This is a genomic window from Streptomyces sp. NPDC045431 (genome assembly GCF_040646655.1).
In the GTDB taxonomy this organism is placed as follows: Bacteria; Actinomycetota; Actinomycetes; order Streptomycetales; family Streptomycetaceae; genus Streptomyces.
Genome location: NZ_JBEZAQ010000001.1, coordinates 182,701 through 206,831, shown reverse-complemented (window position 1 = coordinate 206,831; position 24,131 = coordinate 182,701). Strand labels below are relative to the sequence as shown.

25 protein-coding genes are annotated in these 24,131 nt (G+C 71.3%); 8 read left to right on the top strand and 17 right to left on the bottom strand.

The window, feature by feature from the left end; all coding sequences use genetic code 11:
• Positions 1-110: 110 nt before the first annotated feature.
• Complete coding sequence (mrdA, locus tag AB0A69_RS00875) at positions 111-2,255, bottom strand: penicillin-binding protein 2 (protein ID WP_361413777.1); 2,145 nt, start codon at positions 2,253-2,255, stop codon at positions 111-113.
• A gap of 160 nt (positions 2,256-2,415) precedes the next feature.
• On the bottom strand, positions 2,416-3,798 hold the full coding sequence (locus AB0A69_RS00870; protein ID WP_361413774.1) for a glycine--tRNA ligase: 1,383 nt from the start codon (positions 3,796-3,798) through the stop codon (positions 2,416-2,418).
• Positions 3,799-3,941: 143 nt separating this feature from the next.
• Between AB0A69_RS00870 and AB0A69_RS00865 the strand changes: the two genes are divergently transcribed.
• From AB0A69_RS00865 to AB0A69_RS00850, 4 genes are all read left to right on the top strand, one after another.
• Positions 3,942-4,937 carry a metal ABC transporter substrate-binding protein gene (locus tag AB0A69_RS00865; RefSeq protein ID WP_361413771.1) on the top strand — a complete coding sequence of 332 codons (996 nt, stop codon included), beginning with the start codon at positions 3,942-3,944 and terminating at the stop codon, positions 4,935-4,937.
• Positions 4,938-4,974: 37 nt separating this feature from the next.
• A complete protein-coding gene (locus tag AB0A69_RS00860; protein ID WP_361413768.1) occupies positions 4,975-5,781 on the top strand; it encodes a metal ABC transporter ATP-binding protein in 807 nt (268 codons plus the stop codon).
• The gene (locus AB0A69_RS00855) at positions 5,778-6,686 is read left to right on the top strand and encodes a metal ABC transporter permease (protein ID WP_361415126.1); all 909 of its coding nucleotides are present in this window, start codon (positions 5,778-5,780) and stop codon (positions 6,684-6,686) included. Before AB0A69_RS00860 ends, AB0A69_RS00855 begins: the two co-directional genes overlap by 4 nt.
• Positions 6,687-6,777: 91 nt before the next feature.
• Positions 6,778-7,206, top strand: a complete 429-nt coding sequence (locus AB0A69_RS00850; protein ID WP_361413765.1) for a transcriptional repressor — start codon at positions 6,778-6,780, stop codon at positions 7,204-7,206.
• A gap of 75 nt (positions 7,207-7,281) precedes the next feature.
• Here AB0A69_RS00850 and AB0A69_RS00845 read toward each other — a convergent pair whose 3' ends face one another.
• The 8 genes from AB0A69_RS00845 to AB0A69_RS00810 form a co-directional block, all read right to left on the bottom strand.
• A complete protein-coding gene (locus AB0A69_RS00845; RefSeq protein WP_361413762.1) occupies positions 7,282-7,620 on the bottom strand; it encodes a hypothetical protein in 339 nt (112 codons plus the stop codon).
• Positions 7,617-8,477 carry an isoprenyl transferase gene (locus AB0A69_RS00840; protein ID WP_361413759.1) on the bottom strand — a complete coding sequence of 287 codons (861 nt, stop codon included), beginning with the start codon at positions 8,475-8,477 and terminating at the stop codon, positions 7,617-7,619. The genes AB0A69_RS00845 and AB0A69_RS00840 overlap by 4 nt, the downstream gene beginning before the upstream one ends.
• 25 nt (positions 8,478-8,502) lie before the next feature.
• Positions 8,503-9,249 carry a DNA repair protein RecO gene (gene recO, locus AB0A69_RS00835; protein ID WP_361413756.1) on the bottom strand — a complete coding sequence of 249 codons (747 nt, stop codon included), beginning with the start codon at positions 9,247-9,249 and terminating at the stop codon, positions 8,503-8,505.
• Between the two features lie 100 nt (positions 9,250-9,349).
• Positions 9,350-9,565, bottom strand: coding sequence for a hypothetical protein (locus tag AB0A69_RS00830; protein ID WP_361413752.1), 216 nt, complete (start codon positions 9,563-9,565; stop codon positions 9,350-9,352).
• A 342-nt stretch (positions 9,566-9,907) separates the two neighbouring features.
• A complete protein-coding gene (locus tag AB0A69_RS00825) occupies positions 9,908-10,186 on the bottom strand; it encodes an SDR family oxidoreductase (protein ID WP_361413750.1) in 279 nt (92 codons plus the stop codon).
• A complete protein-coding gene (locus tag AB0A69_RS00820; protein WP_361415124.1) occupies positions 10,075-10,356 on the bottom strand; it encodes a hypothetical protein in 282 nt (93 codons plus the stop codon). The genes AB0A69_RS00825 and AB0A69_RS00820 overlap by 112 nt, the downstream gene beginning before the upstream one ends.
• A 47-nt stretch (positions 10,357-10,403) precedes the next feature.
• Positions 10,404-11,408 (bottom strand): alpha/beta hydrolase, encoded by a 1,005-nt coding sequence (locus tag AB0A69_RS00815; protein WP_361413747.1) that lies wholly within the window; start codon positions 11,406-11,408, stop codon positions 10,404-10,406.
• Positions 11,405-12,325, bottom strand: a complete 921-nt coding sequence (locus AB0A69_RS00810) for a zinc-binding dehydrogenase (protein WP_361413744.1) — start codon at positions 12,323-12,325, stop codon at positions 11,405-11,407. The genes AB0A69_RS00815 and AB0A69_RS00810 overlap by 4 nt, the downstream gene beginning before the upstream one ends.
• Positions 12,326-12,414: 89 nt before the next feature.
• Between AB0A69_RS00810 and AB0A69_RS00805 the strand changes: the two genes are divergently transcribed.
• On the top strand, positions 12,415-13,344 hold the full coding sequence (locus AB0A69_RS00805; RefSeq protein WP_361413741.1) for a LysR family transcriptional regulator: 930 nt from the start codon (positions 12,415-12,417) through the stop codon (positions 13,342-13,344).
• Positions 13,345-13,434: 90 nt separating this feature from the next.
• Here the strand turns inward: AB0A69_RS00805 and map are convergent, their stop codons facing one another.
• The gene (gene map, locus AB0A69_RS00800) at positions 13,435-14,202 is read right to left on the bottom strand and encodes a type I methionyl aminopeptidase (protein WP_361413739.1); all 768 of its coding nucleotides are present in this window, start codon (positions 14,200-14,202) and stop codon (positions 13,435-13,437) included.
• A gap of 50 nt (positions 14,203-14,252) precedes the next feature.
• Here map and AB0A69_RS00795 point away from each other — a divergent pair, with 50 nt between their 5' ends.
• Positions 14,253-14,537 (top strand): helix-turn-helix transcriptional regulator, encoded by a 285-nt coding sequence (locus AB0A69_RS00795; protein WP_361413735.1) that lies wholly within the window; start codon positions 14,253-14,255, stop codon positions 14,535-14,537.
• 27 nt (positions 14,538-14,564) lie between these two features.
• Here the strand turns inward: AB0A69_RS00795 and AB0A69_RS00790 are convergent, their stop codons facing one another.
• Entirely contained in the window at positions 14,565-15,356 is a 792-nt protein-coding gene (locus AB0A69_RS00790; RefSeq protein ID WP_361413732.1) for a hypothetical protein, read from the bottom strand.
• A 172-nt stretch (positions 15,357-15,528) separates the two neighbouring features.
• On the opposite strand from AB0A69_RS00790, the gene AB0A69_RS00785 reads away from it, so the two are divergent.
• Positions 15,529-16,890 carry an FAD-dependent oxidoreductase gene (locus AB0A69_RS00785; RefSeq protein WP_361413729.1) on the top strand — a complete coding sequence of 454 codons (1,362 nt, stop codon included), beginning with the start codon at positions 15,529-15,531 and terminating at the stop codon, positions 16,888-16,890.
• Between the two features lie 58 nt (positions 16,891-16,948).
• Here the strand turns inward: AB0A69_RS00785 and AB0A69_RS00780 are convergent, their stop codons facing one another.
• From AB0A69_RS00780 to AB0A69_RS00770, 3 genes are all read right to left on the bottom strand, one after another.
• On the bottom strand, positions 16,949-17,785 hold the full coding sequence (locus AB0A69_RS00780; RefSeq protein WP_361413726.1) for a nitroreductase/quinone reductase family protein: 837 nt from the start codon (positions 17,783-17,785) through the stop codon (positions 16,949-16,951).
• A gap of 211 nt (positions 17,786-17,996) precedes the next feature.
• Complete coding sequence (locus tag AB0A69_RS00775) at positions 17,997-19,106, bottom strand: ornithine cyclodeaminase family protein (RefSeq protein WP_361413723.1); 1,110 nt, start codon at positions 19,104-19,106, stop codon at positions 17,997-17,999.
• 79 nt (positions 19,107-19,185) lie between these two features.
• Entirely contained in the window at positions 19,186-20,523 is a 1,338-nt protein-coding gene (locus AB0A69_RS00770; protein WP_361413720.1) for a penicillin-binding transpeptidase domain-containing protein, read from the bottom strand.
• A gap of 183 nt (positions 20,524-20,706) precedes the next feature.
• Here AB0A69_RS00770 and AB0A69_RS00765 point away from each other — a divergent pair, with 183 nt between their 5' ends.
• On the top strand, positions 20,707-21,201 hold the full coding sequence (locus AB0A69_RS00765) for an SUKH-3 domain-containing protein (RefSeq protein WP_361413717.1): 495 nt from the start codon (positions 20,707-20,709) through the stop codon (positions 21,199-21,201).
• A gap of 26 nt (positions 21,202-21,227) precedes the next feature.
• Here AB0A69_RS00765 and AB0A69_RS00760 read toward each other — a convergent pair whose 3' ends face one another.
• Both AB0A69_RS00760 and leuA read right to left on the bottom strand, forming a co-directional pair.
• Positions 21,228-21,923 (bottom strand): TerB family tellurite resistance protein, encoded by a 696-nt coding sequence (locus AB0A69_RS00760; RefSeq protein ID WP_361413715.1) that lies wholly within the window; start codon positions 21,921-21,923, stop codon positions 21,228-21,230.
• A gap of 160 nt (positions 21,924-22,083) precedes the next feature.
• Positions 22,084-23,856 (bottom strand): 2-isopropylmalate synthase, encoded by a 1,773-nt coding sequence (leuA, locus tag AB0A69_RS00755; protein WP_361413712.1) that lies wholly within the window; start codon positions 23,854-23,856, stop codon positions 22,084-22,086.
• Between the last annotated feature and the right edge of the window lie 275 nt (positions 23,857-24,131).

The following is a 24,131-nucleotide window of genomic DNA, read 5'->3' as shown; positions in this document are numbered from 1 at the left end:
GTCTCCCAACGTGGTGAGAAGTGATCGGAACGTCGTATCTGGGGGATCTCACTCGTAGATCTGGAAGAACCACATGCCGTCGACGGTAGCCCCCGGCACCCCGCCGCGCATCAGCTTTTCGGCTTGGCCGCCGCCCCGGACGGCCTGGCCGGCCTGTACGGCTGGACGGGCGGCGCGTCGATCGTGCCGTCCGGCTGGATCTTCGGCAGCGTCGTCTGCGGCTGGGGCAGCAGGGCGCGCCCCAGGTCCTGGTTGCCCTGCTTGTCGAGGCCGTAGAGGGCGTCGTAGATGTTGCGCACGGCGGGTCCGGACGCGCCGGAGCCCGTACCGCCCTGGGAGATCGTCATGACGATCGAGTAGTCCTTGGTGTACGTGGCGAACCACGACGTCGTCTGCTTGCCGTAGACCTCGGCCGTACCCGTCTTGGCGTGCATCGGGATCTTGTCCTGCGGCCAGCCGCCGAACCGCCAGGCGGCGGTGCCGCGCGTGGCGACTCCGGCGAGGGCGTCGCCCATCTGCTCCAGCAGCTTCTTGTCGACGGGCAGCTTGCCGTGCGCCTTGGGCTTGATCTCCTGGACCGCGCGGCCGTCGGGGCTGACGATCGCCTTGCCGACGCTCGGGGTGTAGAGGGTGCCACCGTTGGAGAGCGCGGCGTAGATGCTGGCCATCTGGATCGGCGTGACGAGGGTGTCGCCCTGCCCGATGGAGTAGTTCACGGAGTCGCCGGCGCGCAGGTCCTTGAAGGAGACGCAGTTCTCGTACGCGATCTGCTGCGTGTACGAGCCGTTCTTCCTGCCCTGCTTGCACCAGGCGTCCTTGTTGGCCTCCCAGTACTCCTGCTTCCACCGGCGGTCCGGGACGCGGCCCTTGACCTCGTTGGGGAGGTCGATGCCGGTCTCCTTGCCGAGCCCGTACTGGCGGGCGGTGGTGTAGAGGATGTCCTTGGCGTTCTTCTTCGGCTTGGTGCCGCCGTCCTTGCGCCACTCCTCGTGCGCCAGCCGGTAGTACACGGTGTCGCAGGAGACTTCGAGGGCGCGGCCGAGGTCGATCATGCCGTAGCCCTTGGACTCGAAGTTCGAGAAGGACCGGTCGCCGATGGAGTACGAACTGGAGCAGTCGTAGCGGCCGTTGAACGGGTATCCGGCGTTGACGGCGGCGGTGGTCGGGATGACCTTGAAGACGGAGCCGGGCGCCGACTGGCCCTGGATGGCCCGGTTGAGCAGCGGGAAGTTGGACTTCTCGCCGGTGAGCTTGGCGTAGTCCTTCGCGGATATGCCGCCGACCCAGGCGTTGGGGTCGTAGTCCGGCAGGGAGGCCATGGCCACGATGCGGCCGGTCTTGGCCTCCATGACCACGACGGCGCCGGAGTCGGCCTCGTACTTCCGCTTGGTGTTGCGGTCGAACTCCTTGCGGGCCGCCTTCATCGCCTCGTTGAGCTCGTACTCGGCGACCGCCTGCACGCGCGCGTCGATGGAGGTGACGACGTTGGAGCCGGGGCGGGCCGGGTCGCGCCGGGCCTCGCCGAGGACGCGGCCCAGGTGGTCGACCTCGTACCGGGTGATGCCGGCCTTGCCGCGCAGCGCCTTGTCGTACGTGCGCTCCAGGCCGGAGCGGCCGACCATGTCGGAGCGGAGGAACGGCGAGTCGGTGTGCTTCGCCTTCTCGATCTCCTGGTCGGTGACCGGCGACAGATAGCCGAGGACCTGGGCGGTACGGGCTCCGCCGGGCGCGGTGTAGCGGCGTACGGCGGCGGGTTCGGCGGTGATGCCCGGGAAGTCCTCGGCGCGCTCGCGGATCTGGAGCGCCTGCTTCGGGGTGGCCTCGTCGGTGACGGGGATCGGCTGGTACGGGGAGCCGTTCCAGCACGGCTGCGGGGTGTCGGAGTCACAGAGGCGGACCTTGTCCATGACGTCCTTCGGTGCCATGCCCAGCACCCCCGCGAGCCGCGTGAGGACGCCCTTGCCGTCGTCCTTCATCTTCATCAGCTCGGTACGCGAGGCCGACACCACCAGCCGCGTCTCGTTGTCGGCGAGCGGTACGCCGCGCGCGTCGAGTATCGAGCCGCGCACGGCGGGCTGGACGACCTGCTGCACGCGGTTGCGGGACGCCTCCTCGGCGTACTCCTGGCCGTTGCGGATCTGCATGTACCAGAGGCGGCCGCCGAGGGTCAGGAGCAGGGAGATCACCAGCACCTGGAGGACGACGAGTCGTATCCGCACGCGCGGAGTGCGCCCGGTCTCCGGAATGTTGGTCACGTGTTCCGCTCCCCCCTGCACAGCCCTGCTGCCGCCCTGTGTCCCGAGCTTAGGTGACGGCAAGATCCATCCGTGAACCGGTCCCGCTGACGCCTGCGTACGCGACGGGCGCCCGCCCCCGTGAGGGAGCGGACGCCCGAGGCCGTGTGCGGCGGGTGCGTCAGCAGCCGATGAGGCGGCTCGCGAGGTAGCCCTGGATCTGGTCCAGGGAGACGCGCTCCTGCTTCATCGTGTCGCGCTCGCGCACGGTCACCGCGTTGTCGTCGAGGGTGTCGAAGTCGACGGTGACGCAGAACGGGGTGCCGATCTCGTCCTGGCGGCGGTAACGGCGGCCGATGGCGCCGGCGTCGTCGAAGTCGATGTTCCAGTTCTGGCGCAGGTCCGCCGCGAGGCCCTTGGCCTTCGGGGAGAGCTGCGCGTTGCGGGACAGCGGCAGCACGGCGACCTTGACCGGCGCGATGCGGTGGTCGAGGCGCATCACGGTGCGCTTCTCCATGACGCCCTTGGCGTTCGGGGCCTCGTCCTCGATGTACGCGTCGAGCAGGAAGGCCAGCATGGTGCGGCCGACACCGGCGGCGGGCTCGATGACGTACGGGGTCCAGCGCTCCTGGGCCTCCTGGTCGAAGTAGAGCAGGTCGTTGCCGGACGCCTTGGAGTGGGCCTTCAGGTCGTAGTCGGTGCGGTTGGCGACGCCCTCGAGCTCGCCCCACTCGCTGCCGCCGAACTGGAAGCGGTACTCGATGTCGGCGGTGCGCTTGGAGTAGTGGGAGAGCTTCTCCTTGGGGTGCTCGTACCAGCGCATGTTCTCCTCACGGAGACCCAGGCCCGTGTACCAGTTCCAGCGCTGCTCCATCCAGTACTCGTGCCACTGCTCGTCCTCGCCCGGCTTGACGAAGAACTCCATCTCCATCTGCTCGAACTCGCGGGTGCGGAAGATGAAGTTGCCCGGAGTGATCTCGTTCCGGAAGGACTTGCCCATCTGCGCGATGCCGAACGGCGGCTTCTTGCGCGAGGTCTGCAGCACCTGCCCGAAGTTGGTGAAGATGCCCTGCGCCGTCTCGGGGCGCAGGTAGGCGACGGAGCCGGAGTCCTGGGTCGGGCCGAGGTGCGTGGAGAGCAGGCCGGAGAACTGCTTGGGCTCGGTGAAGGTGCCCTTGTTGCCGCAGTTGGGGCAGTTGAGGCCGGCGAGGCCGTTCTCGGGGAGGCGGCCGTGCTTCTCCTCGTACGCCTCCTCCAGGTGGTCGGCGCGGAAGCGCTTATGGCAGGAGGTGCACTCGGTGAGCGGGTCGGTGAAGGTGGCGACGTGGCCGGAGGCCTCCCAGACCTCGGGGGCCAGGATCACCGACGAGTCGAGACCGACGACGTCCTCACGCGAGGTGACCATGTAACGCCACCACTGGCGCTTGATGTTCTCCTTCAGCTCGACACCCAGCGGCCCGTAGTCCCAGGCGGCCCGCTGACCGCCGTAGATCTCGCTGCAGGGGTAGACGAAGCCACGGCGCTTGCTCAGGCTGACGATGGTGTCGATCTTGTCGGCGGCCACGGTGCTCTCTTCAGTACGACGATGAGGAAGGGCGAATGCTTCAGATTAGCGGCGCGCGGGGGCCTTGGATCAAATCGGGGGTGGGCTGGGCCACATACCACGTTTGTTGACAATCGTTTCCACTTTTGATGAAAATGAATCCCATGAACGTACGACGCCGCCTCATACCCACCACCGCCGTCACCGGAGCCGTGATCCTGGGCCTGGTCACGCTGTCCGCCTGCTCGGACGCGTCGGGCGCCGCGGGCAAGGGGAAGGAGAACGGCGGCAAGCTGGACGTGGTGGCGTCCTTCTACCCCATGCAGTTCCTGGCCGAGCAGATAGGCGGCGACCACGTCACCGTCAACACGCTCACCAAGCCGGGCGTCGAGCCGCACGACCTGGAGCTCAAGGCGAGCCAGGTCCGCGAGCTCGGCCAGGCCGACTACATCCTGTACCTCAAGGGCATCCAGCCCGCCGTCGACGACGCGATCCAGCAGGCGGGCGTCGAGAACACGCTCGACGCGGCCACCCTCACCAAGCTGGAGGCGCACTCCACCTCCACCGGCGGCCACGACCACGGCCACGAAGGCGAAGAAGAGCACCACGGCGAGGAAGAGCACCACGGCGAGGAGGCCGGAGCCGACCCGCACATCTGGCTGGACCCGGTGAAGTACGCCGAGGTCGCCAAGGGCGTCGGCGCCTCCCTGGAGAAGGCCGACCCGGCCCACGCCGCCGACTACAAGAAGAACACCGCCGAGCTGGTGAAGAAGCTCGACGCCCTGCACAAGAAGTTCGACGAGGGCCTGAAGAACACCTCCACGCGCACCTTCATCACCACCCACTCCGCCTTCGGCTACCTCGCCGAGCGGTACAAGCTGGACCAGGAGGGCATCTCCGGCATGGACCCCGAGTCCGAGCCGAGCCCCGCCCGGATCAAGGAGCTGCGCGAGGTCGCGAAGGCGGAGAAGGTCACGACCGTCTTCTTCGAGACGCTCGCCAGCGACAAGACCGCGAAGACCCTCGCGAAGGACGCCGGCCTCACGACGGACGTCCTGGACCCGCTGGAGGGAATCACGGACAAGTCCAAGGGCGCTGACTACATCGAGGTGATGGAGTCCAACCTCGCCGCGCTGCGGAAGGCCCTCGGCAGCAAGTGACATCCTCGCACGTCAAGCACGCAACGGAGGCAGCGACGTGAGCAGCGAGCCCGCCGTATCCGAGCCGGTCGTAGACCCGGTCATATCCGAGCCCGTCATATCCGTCCGCGCGGCCACCGCCACGCTGGGCGCCCGCCCCGTGCTGCGCGGCGTCGACCTCACCGTCCACCGCGGTGAGGTCGTCGCCCTGCTCGGCGCGAACGGCTCCGGCAAGTCGACCGCCGTCCGCTCGGTCATCGGCCAGGTCCCGCTCACCGGCGGGTCCGTCGCCCTCTTCGGTACGGAGCTGAAGCGTTTCCGCGACTGGGCGCGCGTCGGCTACGTACCGCAGCGCACGACCGCCGCGAGCGGTGTGCCCGCCACCGTCCGCGAGGTGGTCTCCTCCGGCCGCCTGTCGCGTACGAGGCTGAGGTGGCCGTCCAGGGCCGACAAGGCGGCCGTGGAGCGGGCCATCGCGCTCGTGGGCCTCGCCGACCGCGCCAAGGACTCCGTCGGCGCCCTCTCCGGGGGCCAGCACCAGCGGGTGCTGATCGCCCGGGCGCTCGCCTCCGAGCCCGACCTGCTGATCATGGACGAGCCGATGGCGGGCGTCGACCTGACCAGCCAGGAGGTGCTCGCCTCGACCCTGCGCGAGCAGGTCGCGGCCGGTACGACCGTGCTGCTCGTGCTGCACGAGCTGGGCCCGCTGGAGCCGCTGATCGACCGCGCGGTCGTGCTGCGCGACGGGTGCGTCGTCCACGACGGACCGCCGCCGCGGGCCGTCGGCCAGCACGCGCTGCCCGGCCACGACCACGTACATCCGCACGCGGCCGACGAGCCGCTCCGCACGGGACTGCTGACCTGATCATGGACCTCCTGCACGACACCTTCATGCAACGGGCGCTCCTCGCGGCCGTCCTGGTCGGCATCACCGCGCCCGCCGTCGGCATCCACCTGGTGCAGCGCCGCCAGGCCCTGATGGGCGACGGCATCGGCCACGTCGCCATGACCGGCGTCGGCCTCGGCTTCCTGATGTCCGCGAACCCGGTGTGGATGGCCACGCTGGTGGCGGTCGTCGGCGCCGTCACGATGGAGCTGATCCGGACGTACGGGCGCACGCGCGGCGACATCGCGCTGGCGCTGCTCTTCTACGGCGGCATGGCCGGCGGCGTCATGCTGATCAACCTCTCCCCGACCGGCTCGAACGCCAACCTCGTCTCGTACCTCTTCGGCTCCCTGTCGACCGTGTCGGACGAGGACGTCGTCGCGATGTGCGTGCTGGCGGCCTTCGTGCTGCTGGTCACGCTGGGCCTGCGGCGCCAGCTGTTCGCGATCAGCCAGGACGAGGAGTTCGCGCGGGTCACCGGCCTGCCGGTGCGCACGCTGAACCTGCTGGTCGCGATCACCGCCGCCGTGACCGTGACGGTCGCCATGCGGGTGGTCGGCCTGCTGCTGGTCAGCGCGCTGATGGTGGTCCCCGTGGCGGCGGCGCAGCAGCTGTCGCGCAGCTTCCGTACGACGTTCGCGGTGGCGGTGCTCATCGGTACGGGCGTGACGCTGGCCGGCACGGTCACGACGTACTACAACGACGTGCCGCCGGGAGCGACCATCGTCCTGATGGCCATCGCGGTGTTCGTGGTCCTGACCGCCCTGGCCGCCCCGCTGGCCAGGCGCCGCGCCCGGGCGGCGGAGCGCCCCGAGCCGGAGGTCTGCGACCTCGACGTCGCCCCCGCGGACGCCGCGGACGACGTCAAGGCGGCGAAGGGCTGAGTACGGTCTGCCGGGCCCCGCGGGACGGCCTGGCAGAATGGCCCGACGGACTTCACGACTTTCCGAGCGGGCCGAGGCTAAGGAGGCACCTGTGGCGACGGCTGGACCTACCGGCGTACGCGGCCGGTCGACCCGACAGCGAGCCGCCGTTTCGGCGGCGCTGAACGAGGTGGACGAGTTCCGCAGCGCGCAGGAGCTGCATGACATGCTCAAGCACCGCGGCGACTCCGTGGGCCTGACGACGGTCTACCGCACCCTGCAGTCGCTCGCCGACGCGGGGGAGGTGGACGTGCTGCGCACCAGCGACGGCGAGGCCGTCTACCGCCGCTGCTCCTCGGGCGAGCACCACCACCACCTGGTGTGCCGCGTCTGCGGCAAGGCGGTCGAGGTCGAGGGCCCGGCGGTCGAGCAGTGGGCGGAGACGATCGCGGCGGAGCACGGCTTCGTGAACGTGGCGCACACGGTGGAGATCTTCGGCACGTGCACGGAGTGCGCGGCGTCGCTGAAGAACGACGCCTGACGCAACCCCCTCGCACATGGATGACGCCTTTGGCCGCGCCCGCGGCCAAAGGCGTCATCCATGTCACCTCGACCCTCAGAGGTCGTAGCAGGTGTACGTGCCGTCGTCACCGCGTCCCACGCTGTTGTGGTTCCAGCAGTGCAGCACCGGCCCCAGCGTGTACACCCGCCACGCCAGCAGCAGGACCACGCAGGCGGTTGCGGCCTGGGCCAGGCGGGAGCGGTACCCCGCCAGCACCAGTGCGGCGCCGGCCACCACGACCGCGAAGACGCCCATGACGATCACGGCGAACGTGTCGTTCTGCCGCAGCCCGGGGAACGACTCCATCTCGACGGTCCCCATGAAGCTGAAGCTCATCACCACCAGGGCGAACAGGTACAGCGCGAGCGCGACGATCCTGTGGAACCACGTCACGCCTGCGGGCCCCGCTCGCCGCCCTCGTCCTGCCGGCCCTGCATCGCCAGCAGCTCCTCGTTGGGGATGGCCCCGCCGAAGCGGCGGTCGCGCTGGGCGTACTCCAGGCAGGCCCGCCACAGGTCGCGGCGGTCGAAGTCGGGCCACAGCACGTCCTGGAAGACCATCTCGGCGTACGCGCTCTGCCAGATCAGGTAGTTGGAGGTGCGCTGCTCGCCGCTGGGCCGCAGGAACAGGTCCACGTCCGGCATGTCCGGGTAGTACAGGTACTTCTGGATCGTCTTCTCGCTGACCTTCGACGGGTCGAGCCTGCCCGCCTTGACGTCCTCGGCGATCCGCTGCGCCGCGTCCGCGATCTCGGCGCGGCCGCCGTAGTTCATGCAGAAGTACAGCGTGAGGCGGTCGTTGCCCTTGGTCTGCTCCTGGGCGATCTGGAGCTCCTGGGCCACCGACTTCCACAGCTTGGGCATCCGGCCCACCCAGCGGACCCGGATGCCGAGCTCGTCGAGCTGGTCGCGGGTCTTGCGGATGAAGTCCCGGTTGAAGTTCATCAGGAAGCGCACCTCGTCCGGGGAGCGCTTCCAGTTCTCGGTGGAGAAGGCGTACAGGGAGATGGCGTCGACGCCCATCTCGATGGCCCCCTGGAGCACGTCCAGCACCCGCTCGGCCCCGACCTTGTGGCCCTCGGTGCGCGGCAGGCCGCGGTCCTTCGCCCAGCGCCCGTTGCCGTCCATGACGATCGCCACGTGCTTGGGCACCAGCTCGCCGGGGAACTTCGGCGGGCGCGCGCCCGACGGGTGCGGCTCGGGGTCCTTGTAGTCGCGGCGGGACCGGCCCAGGAATCCGCGTCGTGCCATGCGCTCCATCTCCTACTTCCTCTTGTCACTTCTCCACGTACCGGAGGGAGCGCAGCCCCCGCTCCAGATGCCAGTGCAGATACGCGGACACCAGTCCGCTCCCCTCCCTGACGTGGCGCGGCTCGCACGCGTCCGCCGTCTCCCAGTCGCCGGTCAGCAGCGCGCTGAGCAGGCCCACGGCCTCCGCAGAGGGTACGACGCTGCCGGGGACCCGGCAGTCGCCGCAGATGACCCCGCCCGCGGCGACCGAGAAGAATCGGTTCGGCCCGGGGAGTCCGCACCGGGCGCAGTCCTCGAACGACGGCGCGTAGCCGTTGACGGCGAGGGAGCGGAGCAGGAAGGCGTCGAGGATCAGGTTCGGCGCGTGCTCGCCGCGCGAGAGGGTCCGCAGCCCGCCGATGAGCAGCAGGTACTGCTGCACGGCGGGCTCGCCCTCGTGGTCCGTGAACCGCTCGGCGGTCTCCAGCATGGCCGTCCCGGCGGTGTAGCGGGCGTAGTCGGTGACGATGCCGCTGCCGTACGGGGCGATCGTCTCACTCTGCGTACACAGCGGCAGCCCGCGGCCGACGAGCTCACTGCCCCGCGCGAAGAACTGCACGTCCACGTGGCTGAAGGGCTCCAGCCGCGCCCCGAACTTGGACTTCGTCCGCCGTACGCCGCGCGCGACGGCGCGCACGCGTCCGTGGCCGCGCGTGAGGATCGTGATGATGCGATCCGCCTCGCCCAGCTTCTGGGTGCGCAGCACGATGCCGTCGTCGCGGAACAGGGTCATGGAGTCATTGTCCCGTACGCGGCGGGGCGCCGGGCCCGGGGCCGAACCCGGACCGGGGCCCGGGGGCGGGCCTCATGGGCGGCCGGTCACACCGGCGGGGTCACGGCACCTCGCCGCGGCTGCGGGCGTTCGCGTACGCGGTCGCCGCGCTGAGCCGCTCCGCGTCCGTCGCGGGCCGCACCTCCTCCGGGGGACACTCCCACTCACGTCCGCCCCCGTACGGTCTCAGCTGGAGGCACGGGCCCGCGTGCCCCATCACACGCCCCACACGCCCCGTACTGATCTCCACGACGTACGACCCCACGGGCACGCTCATTCCCGGATCCCTTCCCCCGACATCGCGGCGGTCCGCCGGTACGCCGCTTCGTGCCGCGCGCGATTCGGCCACCGCCTCCACGGCCGATTCCACAGCCGTCTCCATGGCCGGTCCCATGGCCGGTCCCACAGCCGTTTCCATGGCCGTTTCCATGGCCCCGGCGGTCTCGGTTCCCACCATCGACGGCCGCTTCACTTCTTCCATCGCCAACCCCGTCCTTTCCCCGTCTATTTCCCGCTTTCTGCCCTCGCGGTGACGGCCCATCCGTTACATCGGCAGAAGCGGGCTCGAGGCAAAGGCCCACCCCTCCGGGGGAGTTAATCCATGGCCAATGCCAGGGCGTCAGGCGGGTACGGCGCCGACCAGGCCGCCGTCGACGACCAGGTCCTGGCCGTTGACGTGGGACGCGTCGGACGAGGCGAGGAAGGCCACGGCCGCCGCGACCTCCTCCGGACGTCCGAAGCGGCCCGCGACGATCCTGCCCGTCAGCGCCGCTGCCTCCGTCGCGCTCAGTGCGGCGTAGGGGTACATCGGGGTGTCGATGTACCCGGGGCTGATGGAGTTGACGCGGATGCCGCGTGGGGCGAGCGCGGCGGCGAGGGTCCGGGCCAGGTTGTGCACGGCGGCCTTGGTCGCCGAGTACAGGCGCCCAGGTCCGCGGTGTCGGCGACGACCCCCGAGGCGCGGGGGCCGAGCTGCCGGACGGCGGCGTCCACCCGGGCGCGGGTGCGGCCGGTGACGACGACGTGGGCGCCTTCGGCGAGGAGGCGGTGTGCGGTCGCCAGGCCCATGCCGCTGGTGCCACCGGGGATGAGGACGGTCTTCCCGGTGAAGCGGTTCATGCCGGTGCTCCCCTCAGGGTGTGCGTGAGGTGGTCGGTGAGGTGGTCCGTGAGGTGCGGCAGCCAGTCGGGCCGTGCGTTGCCGAGGAGGTGGTCACCGTGGGGGACGGACAGGTATGTACCGCGCGGCGCCAGACGGGCCAGGGCCTCGCCGTTCGTCACGCCGGGAATGACATCCTCGCCTCCGTCCACGACAAGGAGCGGGGCCGCGATGCGCGGCGCCAGGGCGGCGAGGGCGACCTGGCGGGCGAAGTCGCGGGCGGCATCGGCCCCTCCGGCGCGCCGGGCCATGATGTCCCGTACGGGCGGGGGCAGTTGCTCCCAGTCCAGCTGGAAGGGGCCGCTGACGGTCGCGACCGCCGCAACGCGCGGCTCCAGCGCCGAGGTCCGGGCCGCGAAATAGCCGCCCAGGCTGAGGCCGACGAGTCCGATGCGTGCGACGCCGAGGGCGTCGATGACCCGGCCGACGACCTGCTCGTAGTCCGGCCTGAGGGTGGTGGTGGCCGCGAGCACGCCCTGCCCGGGGCCGTCCATCGCGAACACCGCCAGGCCCCTGGCCAGCAGCGCGGACACCAGCCCGAGGAACTCCTCCTTGGCCGAGTCCAGGCCGGGGACGACGACCACGGTGCCGGGGGCGTCGGAGGGCCCGCGCAACCACCCGGTGAACCCCTCACCGCTCACGCGCCGCGCGGTGGGCTCCAGCGCGTTGAGCGCCCGGCTCAGGGCCCGGTCCGCCTCGGCGGCGGCACGGCCCGCCTCCGCGTACGGTGCCAGCGTGGCGAGGTGGAACCAGCGGGCCGCCGTCAGGAGGTGCTCCCCCGCGGAGGCGGGTGATCCGGCGTTCTCGGCGCGCCGGAGGTAGGCGTGTCCGGTGCGGACGAAGGCCGGCCCCCAGTCGGCGACGGAGCCGAGGCCGTCGGTGACGCGCCGGTACTCGTGGGGGTCGACGCCCGCGCCGGTGGCACGTGACCACTGGGCGGCGGCGAACTCGGGGGCCTTCACCGTGTTCCTCCCGTCAGCAGGACGGCCTTGCCGCGTATCCGGCGCTCCCGCAGGTCGACCAGTACGTCGGCGGTCTCCGTCCAGTCGGCGATCCGGCCGATCTCCGGGTGCAGCCGGTCGCGCTCCACCAGGCGCACCAGTGCCGCGAGGTCGGGGGCGTAGGGAGCGCCGGCGTAGTGGAAGTGCTGGATCGTGACGCGTTCGGGCCCGCCGAGCAGCTGGAAGAAGTCGAGGGTCACCGGGGTACGGCTCGCCTGGCCGAACCAGACGAGCGTGCCGCCCGGGCGCACCTTCGCGAGGGCCACCGGGAGGTCCGGCCCGCCCGTGGACTCCAGCACCACATCGAACGGCCCTTGTGCCGCCGCCACCCCGTGCACCACCTCCGCGCCCAGCTCCACGAGTCGTTCGCCGCGCACCGGCGTGGCCGTCACCGCGGTCAGCTCGGCTCCGGCCCCGACGGCCAGCTCGGTGACGTAGTGGCCGACCCCGCCCGAGGCGCCGGTCAGCAGCACGCGCCTGCCGGCCAGCGAACCGGCCGTACGCAGCAGCCGCAGAGCGGTGATCCCGGCGAGGGGCAGGGCTGCCGCGCGTGAGCTTTCGATGCCGTCCGGGAGCACCGCGAGGGAGTGCGTGGGCACGGCCGCGTACTCGGCCCAGCCGCCCTGCGCCGGATGCCCGACCACGCGGGTGCCGATGCCGGGGCCCGAGCCGTCGGCTGCCGCCTGGACGACGAGTCCCGCGATGTCCTTGCCGGGCAGCAGCCCCGGCCGAGGGCGTTCGAGGAGGAACGTCTCCCCCCGGTTCGGTGCGAACGCCTCCACCTTGACCAGTGCCTCACCGGGCTCCGGGATGGGCTGGGGGACCTGGGCGAAGGCGACCGGACGCGCCGCTTCCCCCGTGGGAATCAGTCTCTGCATGCCGAGCATGCAACCTCCGCGGCTGCCCCGCGATCCAACAACGACCAGGCGAGGCCGACAACTTCCGGTTGTCGCCTATGGTGAGGGCCATGGATCTCGACCTGGCGCAGGTACGTGCCTTCGTGCGCGCCGCCGAGGAACTGCATTTCGGGCGGGCGGCGGGGACGCTCGCCCTCTCGCAGCAGGCGCTGTCCAAGAGGGTCGCGCGTCTGGAGTCCCTGCTCGGCACCGCGCTGTTCCTGCGCGGCGGCACCGGGGTACGCCTCACCGATGCCGGACAGCGTTTCCTCTCACCGGCCCGGCAGGCCTTGGCCGCGGCCGACGCCGCGGTCGCGGCGGCGGTCGGGAAGGACCGTCCGCTGCATGTGGACGTCTGGGGGCACCTCTACGCGCCGATGCGGACGCTGGCCCAGGTCGCCGGACGGGCCGGAGAGCTGGTGTTGGGGCACGGGCGGGATCTGCGGTCGGTGACGGCGGCACTGCTGCACGGCGACATCGACGCGGCCTTCGGCCGGGTCCACCCCCCGCTGCACCCCGGGCTGGCGCACCGCCTCGTCCGCCTCGAGCCGGTGGACGCCGTACTCGGCGCGGACCATCCGCTCGCGGCCGAACCAGCGCTGCGGCCCGACCAGCTGAGCGGCAGCGTGCTGTGGGCACCCGGGGAGCTGGACCGGCTCGACTTCCTCCGCCGGTTCGCCAACCGGTTCGGCATCCGGACCAGCGCCACGAGCGTCAACCTGGGCCTCGCCCACTTCCTCGCCGAGGTGGCGGAAGGGCCGCGGCGCTTCTCGCTGCTGCCCGCCGACGTGCCCCTGCCGGACGTCCCCGGGGTGCGCTCCGTCCCCCTGGTGAGCCCCACGCCGCTGTACGCCTGGTCGCTGCTGTGGCGCACCGGCAACGGGCACCCGGGGCTGCGCGACCTCACCGCCGCCTGCGCGGCGCAAGCCGGGCGAAGCCGATGGCTGGAGTACGACCCGGCGCGCGACTGGCTGCCCGAACCGGGACCTTCGCCGCTTTGATCGAGTAGTTCGCGGCAGTACGCGACCTAGGGAGTGCCCGCAAAGTCCCGTCTGCCCGGCGGGCGGACGACGCTACTTTGCGGACACTCCCTAGGGCAGGGTCAGGACGCGCGGCCCCGCGTCCGTGATGGCGACCGTGTGTTCGATGTGCGCCGCGCGGCTGCCGTCCGTCGTGTGGAGGGTCCAGCCGTCCTCGCCGGTGCGGTAGTCGTCGCCGCCTCCGGCCATGAGCATCGGCTCGATGGCGAGGACCAGGCCGTGGCGCAGCGGGAAGCCGCGGCCCGGGCGGCCCCGGTTGGGGACGTGCGGGTCCTCGTGCATGGTGCGGCCGATGCCGTGGCCGCCGAAGTCCGCGGGCATGCCGCAGCGGGCCGCGCGGGCGACGGCGCCGATGGCGTGGCCGATGTCGCCGACGCGGTTGCCCGGGACGGCCGCGGCGATACCGGCGTCGAGGGCGCGCCGGGTGGCGTCGATGAGGGCCACGTCGGCGGGGCGGGGCGTGCCGACGGTGAAGCTGATCGCGGCGTCGCCGGTCCAGCCGTCGAGGACCGCGCCGCAGTCGACGCTGACGAGGTCGCCGTCGCGCAGGCGGTAGTCGGTGGGCACGCCGTGGACGACGGCGTCGTTGACCGACGTACAGATGACCGCCGGGAACGGCGTGGGCGCGAAGGACGGCTGGTAGCCGAGGAAGGGCGAGCGGGCGCCGGCCTCGGCGAGGACCGCGCGGGCCGCCTCGTCCAGTTCCCGCAGGCACACCCCGATGTCCGCCGCTTCCCGTACGGCGGCGAGGGCGTGCGCCACGACGCGCCCGGCCTCCCGCATCGCGTCCAGGGCCGCGTCGCTCTTGATCTCGACCATGTTCCGGTGTCCCCTCTCCCCATTCTTATACCGGTATTAGTATCACGGGCATGGTGAGAACTCCCTTGACCCCGTGGGAACGGCAGCGCGGAGAGCGGTTCGGCGCGCTGCTGCGCGAGGCGCGCGGCGACCGCAGCATGGTGGAGATCGCGGCAGCGGCCGGGGTGTCCGCGGAGACGCTGCGGAAGATCGAGACGGGCCGGGCGCCGACACCCTCCTTCTTCACCGTGGCGGCGCTGGCGAGAGCGCTGGGGCTGTCCCTGGACGAGCTGGTGGTGGCGTGCGCGTACGGCGACGAGGGCGAAGGCGAGGAGCGGCAGGCGCTCTCGGCCTGACCCTCGCTCGCCGCGCGTTGGCCCGCGCTACCTCAGCTCGTGCCGCTCACCCTCCCGCTCCTCGATCACGACCTCCGCCCTGAGCGCCCGCGCCAGCACCACCCCGATCACCATCAGCGCGACCGCGAACCACCTCGGCGCCGCGCCGAAGACCAGCACGAGCACGCCCATCGGGATCAGCAGCCCCACGAAGGGCATCAGCAGGCTCGACACGCGCGGCCTCGGCTCGGTCGCGGGGGCGAGGCGGGCGCGCACCAACGCGGGGTACCACTCGGTGAAGCGCGCGGCGGTGACGAGCGCCGCGAGCTGGACGATCCAGCCGGTCCACAGGTTCTCGGGGTTGTGCAGCAGCAGGTCGCCGACCCCGCCCGCGAGGGCCGCGACCAGGAAGGCGAGGCCCCACGCCGCCGTGAGGACGACGTTGATGCGCAGGAAGTCCGGCGTGCGCCAGAACTCCCGGGGCACTTTCCGGCGCGCGTACGGAGTCGTCAGCGGCGCCCGCACCGCGAGCGAGCCGGCCGCGAGGGCGACGAGGGTGAGGTTGGCGAACTCGTCCGCGTACGTCTCCAGCCAGCGCAGCGTGGGCGGCAGGACGATCATGCCGATGACCGTGAGGGCGGCGAAGAGGACGAGACCGGCCACTTCGAGGAAGGCGGGCCGTTGCCGTACGAGGACGAGCGCGAGCGCCACCGCGGCGGCGAGCGCGGCGGCCAGGACGTAACGGCCGGGGCCGGCCAGCAGCGAGAAGAGCATCCACGGGGACATCCCGGTGATGGAGCTGTTCATCAGTCTGGTGCCCCAGCCCGCTCCACCGTTCATACCTCCAGCGTGGCGCGATTCATGCACGGAGGCGAGAGGCCCCATAAGGCAGCCTTATGGGGTCATAGGCGGGGGGCGGGTACCGAGGTGAGGTGAGCCTTACTTAGAGTGCGGTGAGCAGTGGTGTCACGAAGCCACAGCTCAGACCACCCACCGCTCGAAGGGAATCCTCATGCCTCGCCCCCTGCGGGTCGCGATCGTCGGCGCCGGCCCCGCCGGTATCTACGCCGCGGACGCGCTGCTGAAGTCCGAGGCCGCCACCGACCCGGGCGTCTCCATCGACCTCTTCGAGCGGATGCCGGCGCCGTTCGGCCTGATCCGGTACGGCGTCGCCCCGGACCACCCGCGGATCAAGGGCATCATCACCGCCCTCCACCAGGTGCTCGACAAGCCGCAGATACGTCTCTTCGGCAACGTCGACTACCCCTCCGACATCACCCTGGACGACCTGCGCGCCTTCTACGACGCGGTGGTCTTCTCGACCGGCGCCACGGCGGACCGCGAGCTGGCCATCCCGGGCGTCGGGCTCGACGGCTCGTACGGCGCCGCCGACTTCGTCTCCTGGTACGACGGCCACCCGGACGTGCCGCGCACCTGGCCGCTGGAGGCCGAGAAGGTCGCGGTCCTCGGCGTGGGCAACGTGGCGCTGGACGTGGCGCGCATCCTCGCCAAGACCGCCGACGAGCTGCTCCCGACCGAGATCCCGCCGAACGTCTACGACGGCCTCAAGGCCAACCGCGCCAAGGAGATCCACGTCTTCGGGCGCCGCGGCCCGGCGCAGGCGAAGTTCAGCCCCATGGAGCTGCGGGAGCTGGACCACTCCCCGAACATCGAGGTCATCGTCAACCCCGAGGACATCGACTACGACGGCGGCTCGATCGAGGCCCGGCGCTCCAACAAGCAGGTCGACATGGTCGCCAAGACGCTGGAGAACTGGGCGATCCGCGACATCGGCGACCGGCCGCACAAGCTGTTCCTGCACTTCTTCGAGTCACCGACCGAGATCGTCGGCGAGGACGGCAAGGTCACCGGCCTGCGCACCGAGCGCACGGAGCTGGACGGCACGGGCAACGTGAAGGGCACGGGCGAGTTCACCACCTGGGACGTCCAGGCGGTCTACCGCGCGGTCGGCTACCTCTCCGACGAGCTGCCCAAGCTGCCGTGGGACGCCGTCTCCGGCACCGTCCCGGACGAGGGCGGCCGCGTCGTCCAGGGCGACGCGCCGATGCCGTCGACGTACGTCACCGGCTGGATCCGCCGCGGCCCCATCGGCCTCATCGGCCACACCAAGGGCGACGCCAACGAGACGGTCGCCAACCTGCTGGAGGACCACCGCGAGGGCCGCCTGCTCACCCCGGAGGCGCCGGGCGAGGACGCCGTCGTGGACTTCCTGCGCGGCAAGGGCGTCGAGTACACGACGTGGGAGGGCTGGTACCGGCTGGACGCCGCCGAGCGCGCGCTGGGCGAGGCCGAGGGCCGTGAGCGCGTGAAGATCGTCGAGCGCGAGGGCATGCTGCGCGCGAGCGCCGAGTAGGCCGTACGTGCCGCAGGGCGGTGGCCCGGGTCCGCGGGGACCCGGGCCACCGCCCTGTTCACGCCTCCAGCAGCGGAATCAGCTGCTCCTCCTCGTACCGGAGGTGCTCCTCCAGTTCCTCGATGAGCCGCTCGACCTCCGCGAGGACCCCGGGCCCGTCCGCCTCCTCGTCGGAGACGGCGTCCCGCAACGCGGCGAGCAGCACGGCGATCCGCTCGTGCTCCCGCTTCAGCCGGTCCATCACCGGCGCGAGGTCCGCATGACGGTCGGCGAGCATCGGGAAGAGCATCGTGTCCTCCCCGGTGTGGTGGTTGTGCAGCCCCTGGCAGAGGGTGAGGCAGTTGACGCGCAGCTGGGTGCCGAGGCCGCCGGCGGTCCCGGATTCCGCCATCTCCTTGCGGATGAGGCCCAGTTCCCGCCGGAACGCGTCGTGGACGACCTTGATGGCCTCCCCGAGGGACGTCGCGTTGATGTTCGGCGGGCCGGGGACCTCATCGAGGGCGACGACGGGGATGACCCGTTCCGTCCTGGCCTGGTAGTCGGCCCACCCGGCGTCGGCCTCCACGGCGCGGGCGAAGGCCCGGTCGCGTGCGTCACCCGTCAGGACGGTGGCGTCGGCCTCGTACGTGAAGACGCCGCTCTCGACGGTCACACGGGGGTTGGCCAGAAGGTTGTGGTACCAGGCGGGGTGCCGGGGGGAGCCGCCGGCCGAGGCGATGACCAGGACGCGGCCGTCGCCGTCGGGGTAGTAGCCGACGGGGGTGGTGTGGGGCTTGCCGGACCGGGCGCCGGTCGTGGTCAGCAGGAGGAGCCGGGCTCCCTCGAACATCCCGCCGACGCGGCCGTGGTTGGCCCGGAACTCGTCGATGACGGGCTGGTTGAAATCGTTGGGCAAGAGTGTGGTCTCTGCTTTCTGCTCCGGAGAAGACGCATGGGTACGCGGAGGAGGAACACAGAGACGGCGGGGATCTGCCCCGCCCCGGCGTCACGCGGAGGCCGGGTGCCCTACTCGTGTGTGGCCCATGGCCGACCCGGCAGTCACCGCGTCAACGTACCGGCACACTCTCACCCGTCGCAACGACGAAAACCGGCCGGCAGACCGGGCTTCAGCCCAGGTCGATCCGGTCCCCGACCGACCGCTCCCGCGCCGCGTCCACCACGAGTGCCGCGGCCACCGCGTCCTGGACGGCGACGCCGACCGACTTGTAGAGGGTGATCTGGTCGGCCGACGTACGTCCCGGCCTGCTGCCCTCGACCAGCTCGCCGAGCTCGGCGTGGATGTGGTCCGGGGTGATGACACCGTCCCGGATCGGGTAGAGCAGGTCGTTGCTCCCGGCGGGGAACGGCGCCAGCGCGGCCCGCCGCGACTCGACGCAGACGAGCGCGTCGGCGACGGTGGCGTCGTCGACCTCGCGGCCGGCCCGGCTGAACCCGACGGACGCGATGTGCACGCCGGGGGTGAGCCATTCCCGGCGTACCACCGGGTCGACGGGGTGGGTGGCGGCGACGACGAGGTCCGCGCCGTCGAGCGCGGCGGCGTAGTGGGGCGCGGCGACGACGTCCACGCCGAGCTCCGCCGACAGCTCCTCGGCCAGCACCCCGGCCCGTACCGGGTCCCGCCCGGCCACCCGGATCTCCCGGACCGGCCGCACCCTGCACATGGCCCGGGCGTGGGTACGCGCCTGCACTCCGGTGCCGAGGAGCGCGAGGACCGCCGCGTCGTCCCGCGCCAGCAGCCGCGCCGACAGCGCCGAACCGGCGGCCGTGCGCGCGGCGGTGATGGCGGTCCCGTCCAGCAGAGCGGTCGGCTCGCCGGTCGCCGGGTCGAAGACCACGATCAGCGCCTGGTGCGTCGGCAGCGGCTTCCCGGCGACACCGCCTGCACCCCCGGCACCGCCCGCACCGCCTGCACCTCCGGCACCGCCCGCACCGCCTGCACCTCCGGCCCCGGCCCTGCCTGCCTTCCCGGCCCTCCCCGCCGCTCTCCCGGTGTTGTGCGGGAACACCGACACCAGCTTGCTCAGCAGGATTCCGGCCGACGGCACGAACCCCGGCATGGCGGCGAGGAAGGCGTCCTGCTCGGGCACGACGGCCGCCACCCGGTCGGGCACCGAGGCCCGCCCCGCGCTGAGGTCCACCATCGCCGGGGCGAGCCTGTCGATCAGCGCGTCCATGTCGAGCAGCGCCTCGACCTGCGACCGTCCCAGTAGCAGCATCCGTCCAGCGTCTGTCAGTCCCGTGCCCGGCGGGGAGGCGACACGCCGAAATCGGCCCGGCGCGCGGGCGGCGGACCCCTCAGGAACCCGTGCGCGCCGCGGCGGCCCGGCTCAGCCGCTCGGCGACGCGCACGGCCGGCGCCGCGCCGTCGGAGCCCTCGACGCACACGGCGATCGCCAGGAGGCCGCCCTCACCGGTGCGGGCGTACGACACGGACCACGCGGCCGCCCCGGCCCCGTCCCCGTCTCCGTCGTCCGCCGCCGCCGCGACCCACGCCGTCCGGGACGCCGAGGGCCCCAGCGCCGAGCGCAGCTGGTCGGCGGTGGCCTGTGCGACGACCCGGCCCGGGGCGCCTTCGGCTGCGGGCCGTTGGATGCTCCCGTCCGCCCGGACCACGTGGTCGACCATCGTCGGACGGACCTGACCGCCTCCTCCGGCGAGGACCGCCATGACCGTCGCCATCTGCACCGGCGTGGCGGTCACTCCGCCGAGTCCGTTGCCGGTCGCCGCGAGGTCCGCCTCACCGTCCGCACCGCGCGGGTAGGTGCTCGTGACGGCCCGCACGGGCACGTCGAGGCGGTCGTCGTTGAAGCCGAACGCCTCGGCGGCCTGGGCCAGGGTGCCCTCGCCCAGGTCGGTCGCGATGCGGGCGAAGACGTTGTCGCAGGAGAACCGCAGGGCGGTCCGCAGCGACGCGCTCTCGCAGCGGGCGGGGACGCCGGGGGTGAGGGGGCTGCGGGTCGGGGCGTCCACGGAGCTGTAGAGGTCCTGCTCGACGGCCGCCGCCGCGACGACGAGGTGGAAGGTGTCGCCCGGTGCCACCGCCTGTCGCAGCGCGCGGTTGAGCTTCGGATCGTCCTCGTCGCTCTCCAGCTCCTCCCACGCCTCGGCGTCCTCGGGCATGTTCCCGCTGAAGGTGGCGGGATCGAAGGACGGAGCACTGACCAGGGCCTCAATCCTGCCGCTCTTCACGTCCAGGGCGACCGCGGCGCCCTTGCGCCCGCCCAGCCCGTCGGCGGCGGCCTTCTGCAGCGCCGGGTCGATGGTCGTCACCACATCGCCGGGCGCGCGTCCACCGTGACGGGCGGCCGGCCCGAGGACGTCCTCGTAGACCGCTTCCAGACCGTTCTGCGCGTAGGTCGTCGACCGGTACCCGGTGACGGCGGCGTACAACTCCCCGTCGGTGTACGTGCGCTGATAGGGCGCCTTCTCCAGCCCGGTCGGCTTCGCCCCCGTGACGGCCCGGCCCGCGACGATGATGTCGCCGAGTCCCTTCGGCTGCCCGGCAGCCGGTTTCCCCTCTCCCGCCCCCGCAGGGGGCCGGGGCTGTTTGTCGGCCGTGCATCCCGACAGGGCGGCGGGGAGCAGCGCGACGAGGACGGCGAGCGCGGCCGTACGCCGGAGAACCGAAGACATGTTGATCATCCTACGTGCGCCGACTTCCCTGCGGACAGGGCCGGCGACGGAAAGGGATGGCGGCGGAAGGGGCGGGCGGCGGAAAGGGCGGCGGCGAGGAATCCCGTAAAGGCCTGCGGGGAATCCCGTAAACCGTGCATCCGTTGATCACCGCAACGGCACACACAGGGAGCGAGAGCAACGATGCCGATACTCTCCACACCGCAAGAGGTCGACGCGTGGCTGAGGGAGGCGGGCTGGCACCCGGGCCGCGACGTCGGGGAACAGGCGGCCGAGGCGATCGCGACGGTGGTCGAGCGGTACCGGACCTACGGCGTGGACATCCAGCCCTCCATGCCCGCTCTCGCCTTCATCCGGGAGCATGCGTTCCTCAGAGCCGTCATCGACACGGCGCCGGAGAATCGCGTGGTGTTCACCCCGCACCTCGTCTTCAAGGGAGACGCCGAGGAGATCGACGAACTGGCGGGAGAGCTGGGCACCAGGCTCTTCCCCATCGGTTACGACACATACGATGGGGCGACCATTCTCATGGATGAGACCGGCCGGTTCTTCTTTTCCCATGACACGGGCGCGTATTACCTGGGCTGCGAAAAGTACGAGGCCTTGATGAAACTGACGAGCAGCGAAATGGAAGACGCGGAGGACCACTTCGTCCGATCCGCGCATGCGCCGAGCTGACGCGCCCCCGAGAGCCTAGGGGGTGCCTAGAACGGCGCCCGCGCCGCCTCCATCAGGCGGGCGGTGTCGTCCGCGCACAGCCGCAGCGCGCTGCCGACGGTCGTCAGCACCTCGCGCTCGGCCTGGGTGTACGCGCCGTCCGCGAGCGCGATCCGCGCCCCCTGGAGCAGGATCGACTCGCGGCCCGCCGGGGCGAGGTGCGGGGTGAGCGGCTCCAGCGCCTCGTGGAGCTCGATGGCGAGTGCGGCGCCGCAGGGGCCGTCGGTGTCGGTCACGAAGCGGCCCGTGTCGGCTTCGAGGGCCTCGATGAGCGAGGTGAGGCTGTCGGCGGTGCAGTCCTCGTACCCGGCGGCGCGGACCGTGGAGACGGCGGTCTGCAGGACCGTACGGGATGAGACGCCGCCCGCCGCGAGGACGGCGAGGGCGACGGTGTGGACGGCGTCGCGCAGCATCGCCGAGAAGCGGGCGGTCGTCGGGTGGTCGAGGGCGTCCAGGCCGAAGTGCGCGTGGCAGGCCGCGCACTCGACGACGGGCCCGGCGATGCCCCGCGGCAGCAGCGGAACACCGAAAAGAGTGAACCGGCGGCGGCCTGTGCGGCGCCGGTAGTTGCGGTCGCCGCCGCAGCCGGGGCAGAAGAACTCGCCGTCACCGATGGTGTTCCACGTGGTGGAGATGGAGCAGATGCGCAATTTCCGGCCGCGTGATCCTCGTGCTGGCAGCACGTCGCACCTCCATCTAGCCTCGGCCACCTTGCCGCGTGGGCGTGATGTTAGCCACATCGGTGATGCCGCGTCAGTACCTCGTCCAGAGAACGCCACCGGACATGGCCGAACCCCGCCCGCTGTCGGCGGGCGGGGTTCGGCGTACGGAAGGGTGCGGGGGTCAGCGCGCGGCGCGGTTGACGGCCGAGATGACCGCCTTCAGCGAGGCGCGGGTGGTGTTGGCGTCGATGCCGATACCCCACAGGACCTTGCCGTCAATGGCGCATTCGATGTACGAGGCGGCCTGCGCGGAGGCGCCCTCGCTCATCGTGTGCTCCTGGTAGTCCAGCAGTCGTACGTCGATGCCGATGGACTGCAGCGCGTCGAAGAAGGCCGAGATCGGACCGTTGCCGGAACCGGTCAGGACGACGTCCTGGCCGTCGACGACCGCCTCGACGGTCAGCGTGTCCGTGCCGTCCTTGTCGGTCGTGGTCTGGCCGGAGCGCAGCTGGATGCGGCCCCAGCGAGCGGCGGCGTCGTCCGCGTTGGGCAGGTACTCGTCCTGGAAGACGGCCCAGATGTCCTTCGGCGTGACCTCGCCGCCCTCGGCGTCGGTCTTCGCCTGGATGATCTTCGAGAACTCGATCTGCATGCGGCGCGGCAGGTCCAGCTTGTGGTCGTTCTTCAGGACGTACGCGATGCCGCCCTTGCCGGACTGCGAGTTGACGCGGATGACCGCCTCGTACGACCGGCCGACGTCCTTGGGGTCGATCGGCAGGTACGGCACGGCCCACTCGATCTCGTCGACGGTCTTGCCGGCCGCGGCGGCGGTGGCCTCCATCGCGTCGAAGCCCTTCTTGATGGCGTCCTGGTGGGAGCCGGAGAAGGCGGTGTAGACCAGGTCGCCCGCGTAGGGGTGGCGGGGGTGGACCTCCATCTGGTTGCAGTACTCGGAGGTGCGGCGCACCTCGTCGATCTGCGAGAAGTCGATCTGCGGGTCGACACCCTGCGAGAACAGGTTCATGCCCAGGGTGACCAGGTCGACGTTGCCGGTGCGCTCGCCCTGCCCGAACAGGCAGCCCTCGATGCGGTCGGCGCCCGCCATGATGGCCAGCTCGGCCGCCGCCACCGCCGTACCGCGGTCGTTGTGCGGGTGGACGGAGAGGCAGACGAACTCGCGGCGCGACAGGTTGCGCGACATCCACTCGAACCGGTCCGCGTGCGTGGAGGGCGTGGAGCGCTCCACCGTGGCGGGCAGGTTCAGGATGATCTCACGGCCCTCCTCGGGCTGCCAGACGTCCATGACCGCCTCGCAGACCTCCAGGGCGAAGTCCAGCTCGGTGTCGGTGAAGATCTCCGGGCTGTACTGGTAGCCGAAGGTGGTCTCGTCGCCCAGGATCTTGTCGGCGTACTCCATCACCAGCCGGGTGCCGTCGACCGCGATCCGCTTGACGTCCTCCTTGGAACCGCGGAAGACGACCCGGCGGAAGACGGGCGCGGTGGCGTTGTACAGGTGCACGGTGGCGCGGTGGGCGCCGCGCAGTGACTCGACGGTCCGCTCGATCAGGTCTTCACGCGCCTGCGTCAGGACGGAGATCGTCACGTCCTCGGGGATCGCGCCCTCTTCGATGATGGAGCGTACGAACGCGAAGTCGGTCTCGCCGGAGGACGGGAAGCCGACCTCGATCTCCTTGTAGCCCATGCGCACGAGCAGGTCGAACATCTCCCGCTTGCGGGCGGGGGACATCGGGTCGATCAGCGCCTGGTTGCCGTCCCGCAGGTCGGTCGACAGCCAGCGCGGGGCCTTGGTGATGCGCTGGTCCGGCCAGGTGCGGTCGGGGATGTCGACGGCGTCGTACGGGCGGTACTTGTGGATGGGCATCCCGGACGCCTTCTGGGTGTGCGTCGCGTTGGTGATGGGCGTGGGACGGCCGATCCACTGGGACTGGGACATTGCGTAGGGCTCCTGGGGTGTCCTGATCTGGGGGTCCCCCATGTCCGAAGGGCTATGGGGGAGGCCGACAGGGTCGAACGCAGCACCAGACTCCGCGGGGAGGGGGTCGGCCTACGACTACAGGCCCTCGCCGCGGCAGCTAAGGAGAAGCAGCCCGAAACGCATGATGCGAAGCAGCCTAGCCGAGGGGCACGGTGGGCGGGGGGTCTGTTTCAGTATGCGGGATTCCGCGCGGTAATCACGGAAGCGTGAGGAATCACTCCTTTTCAGGAATC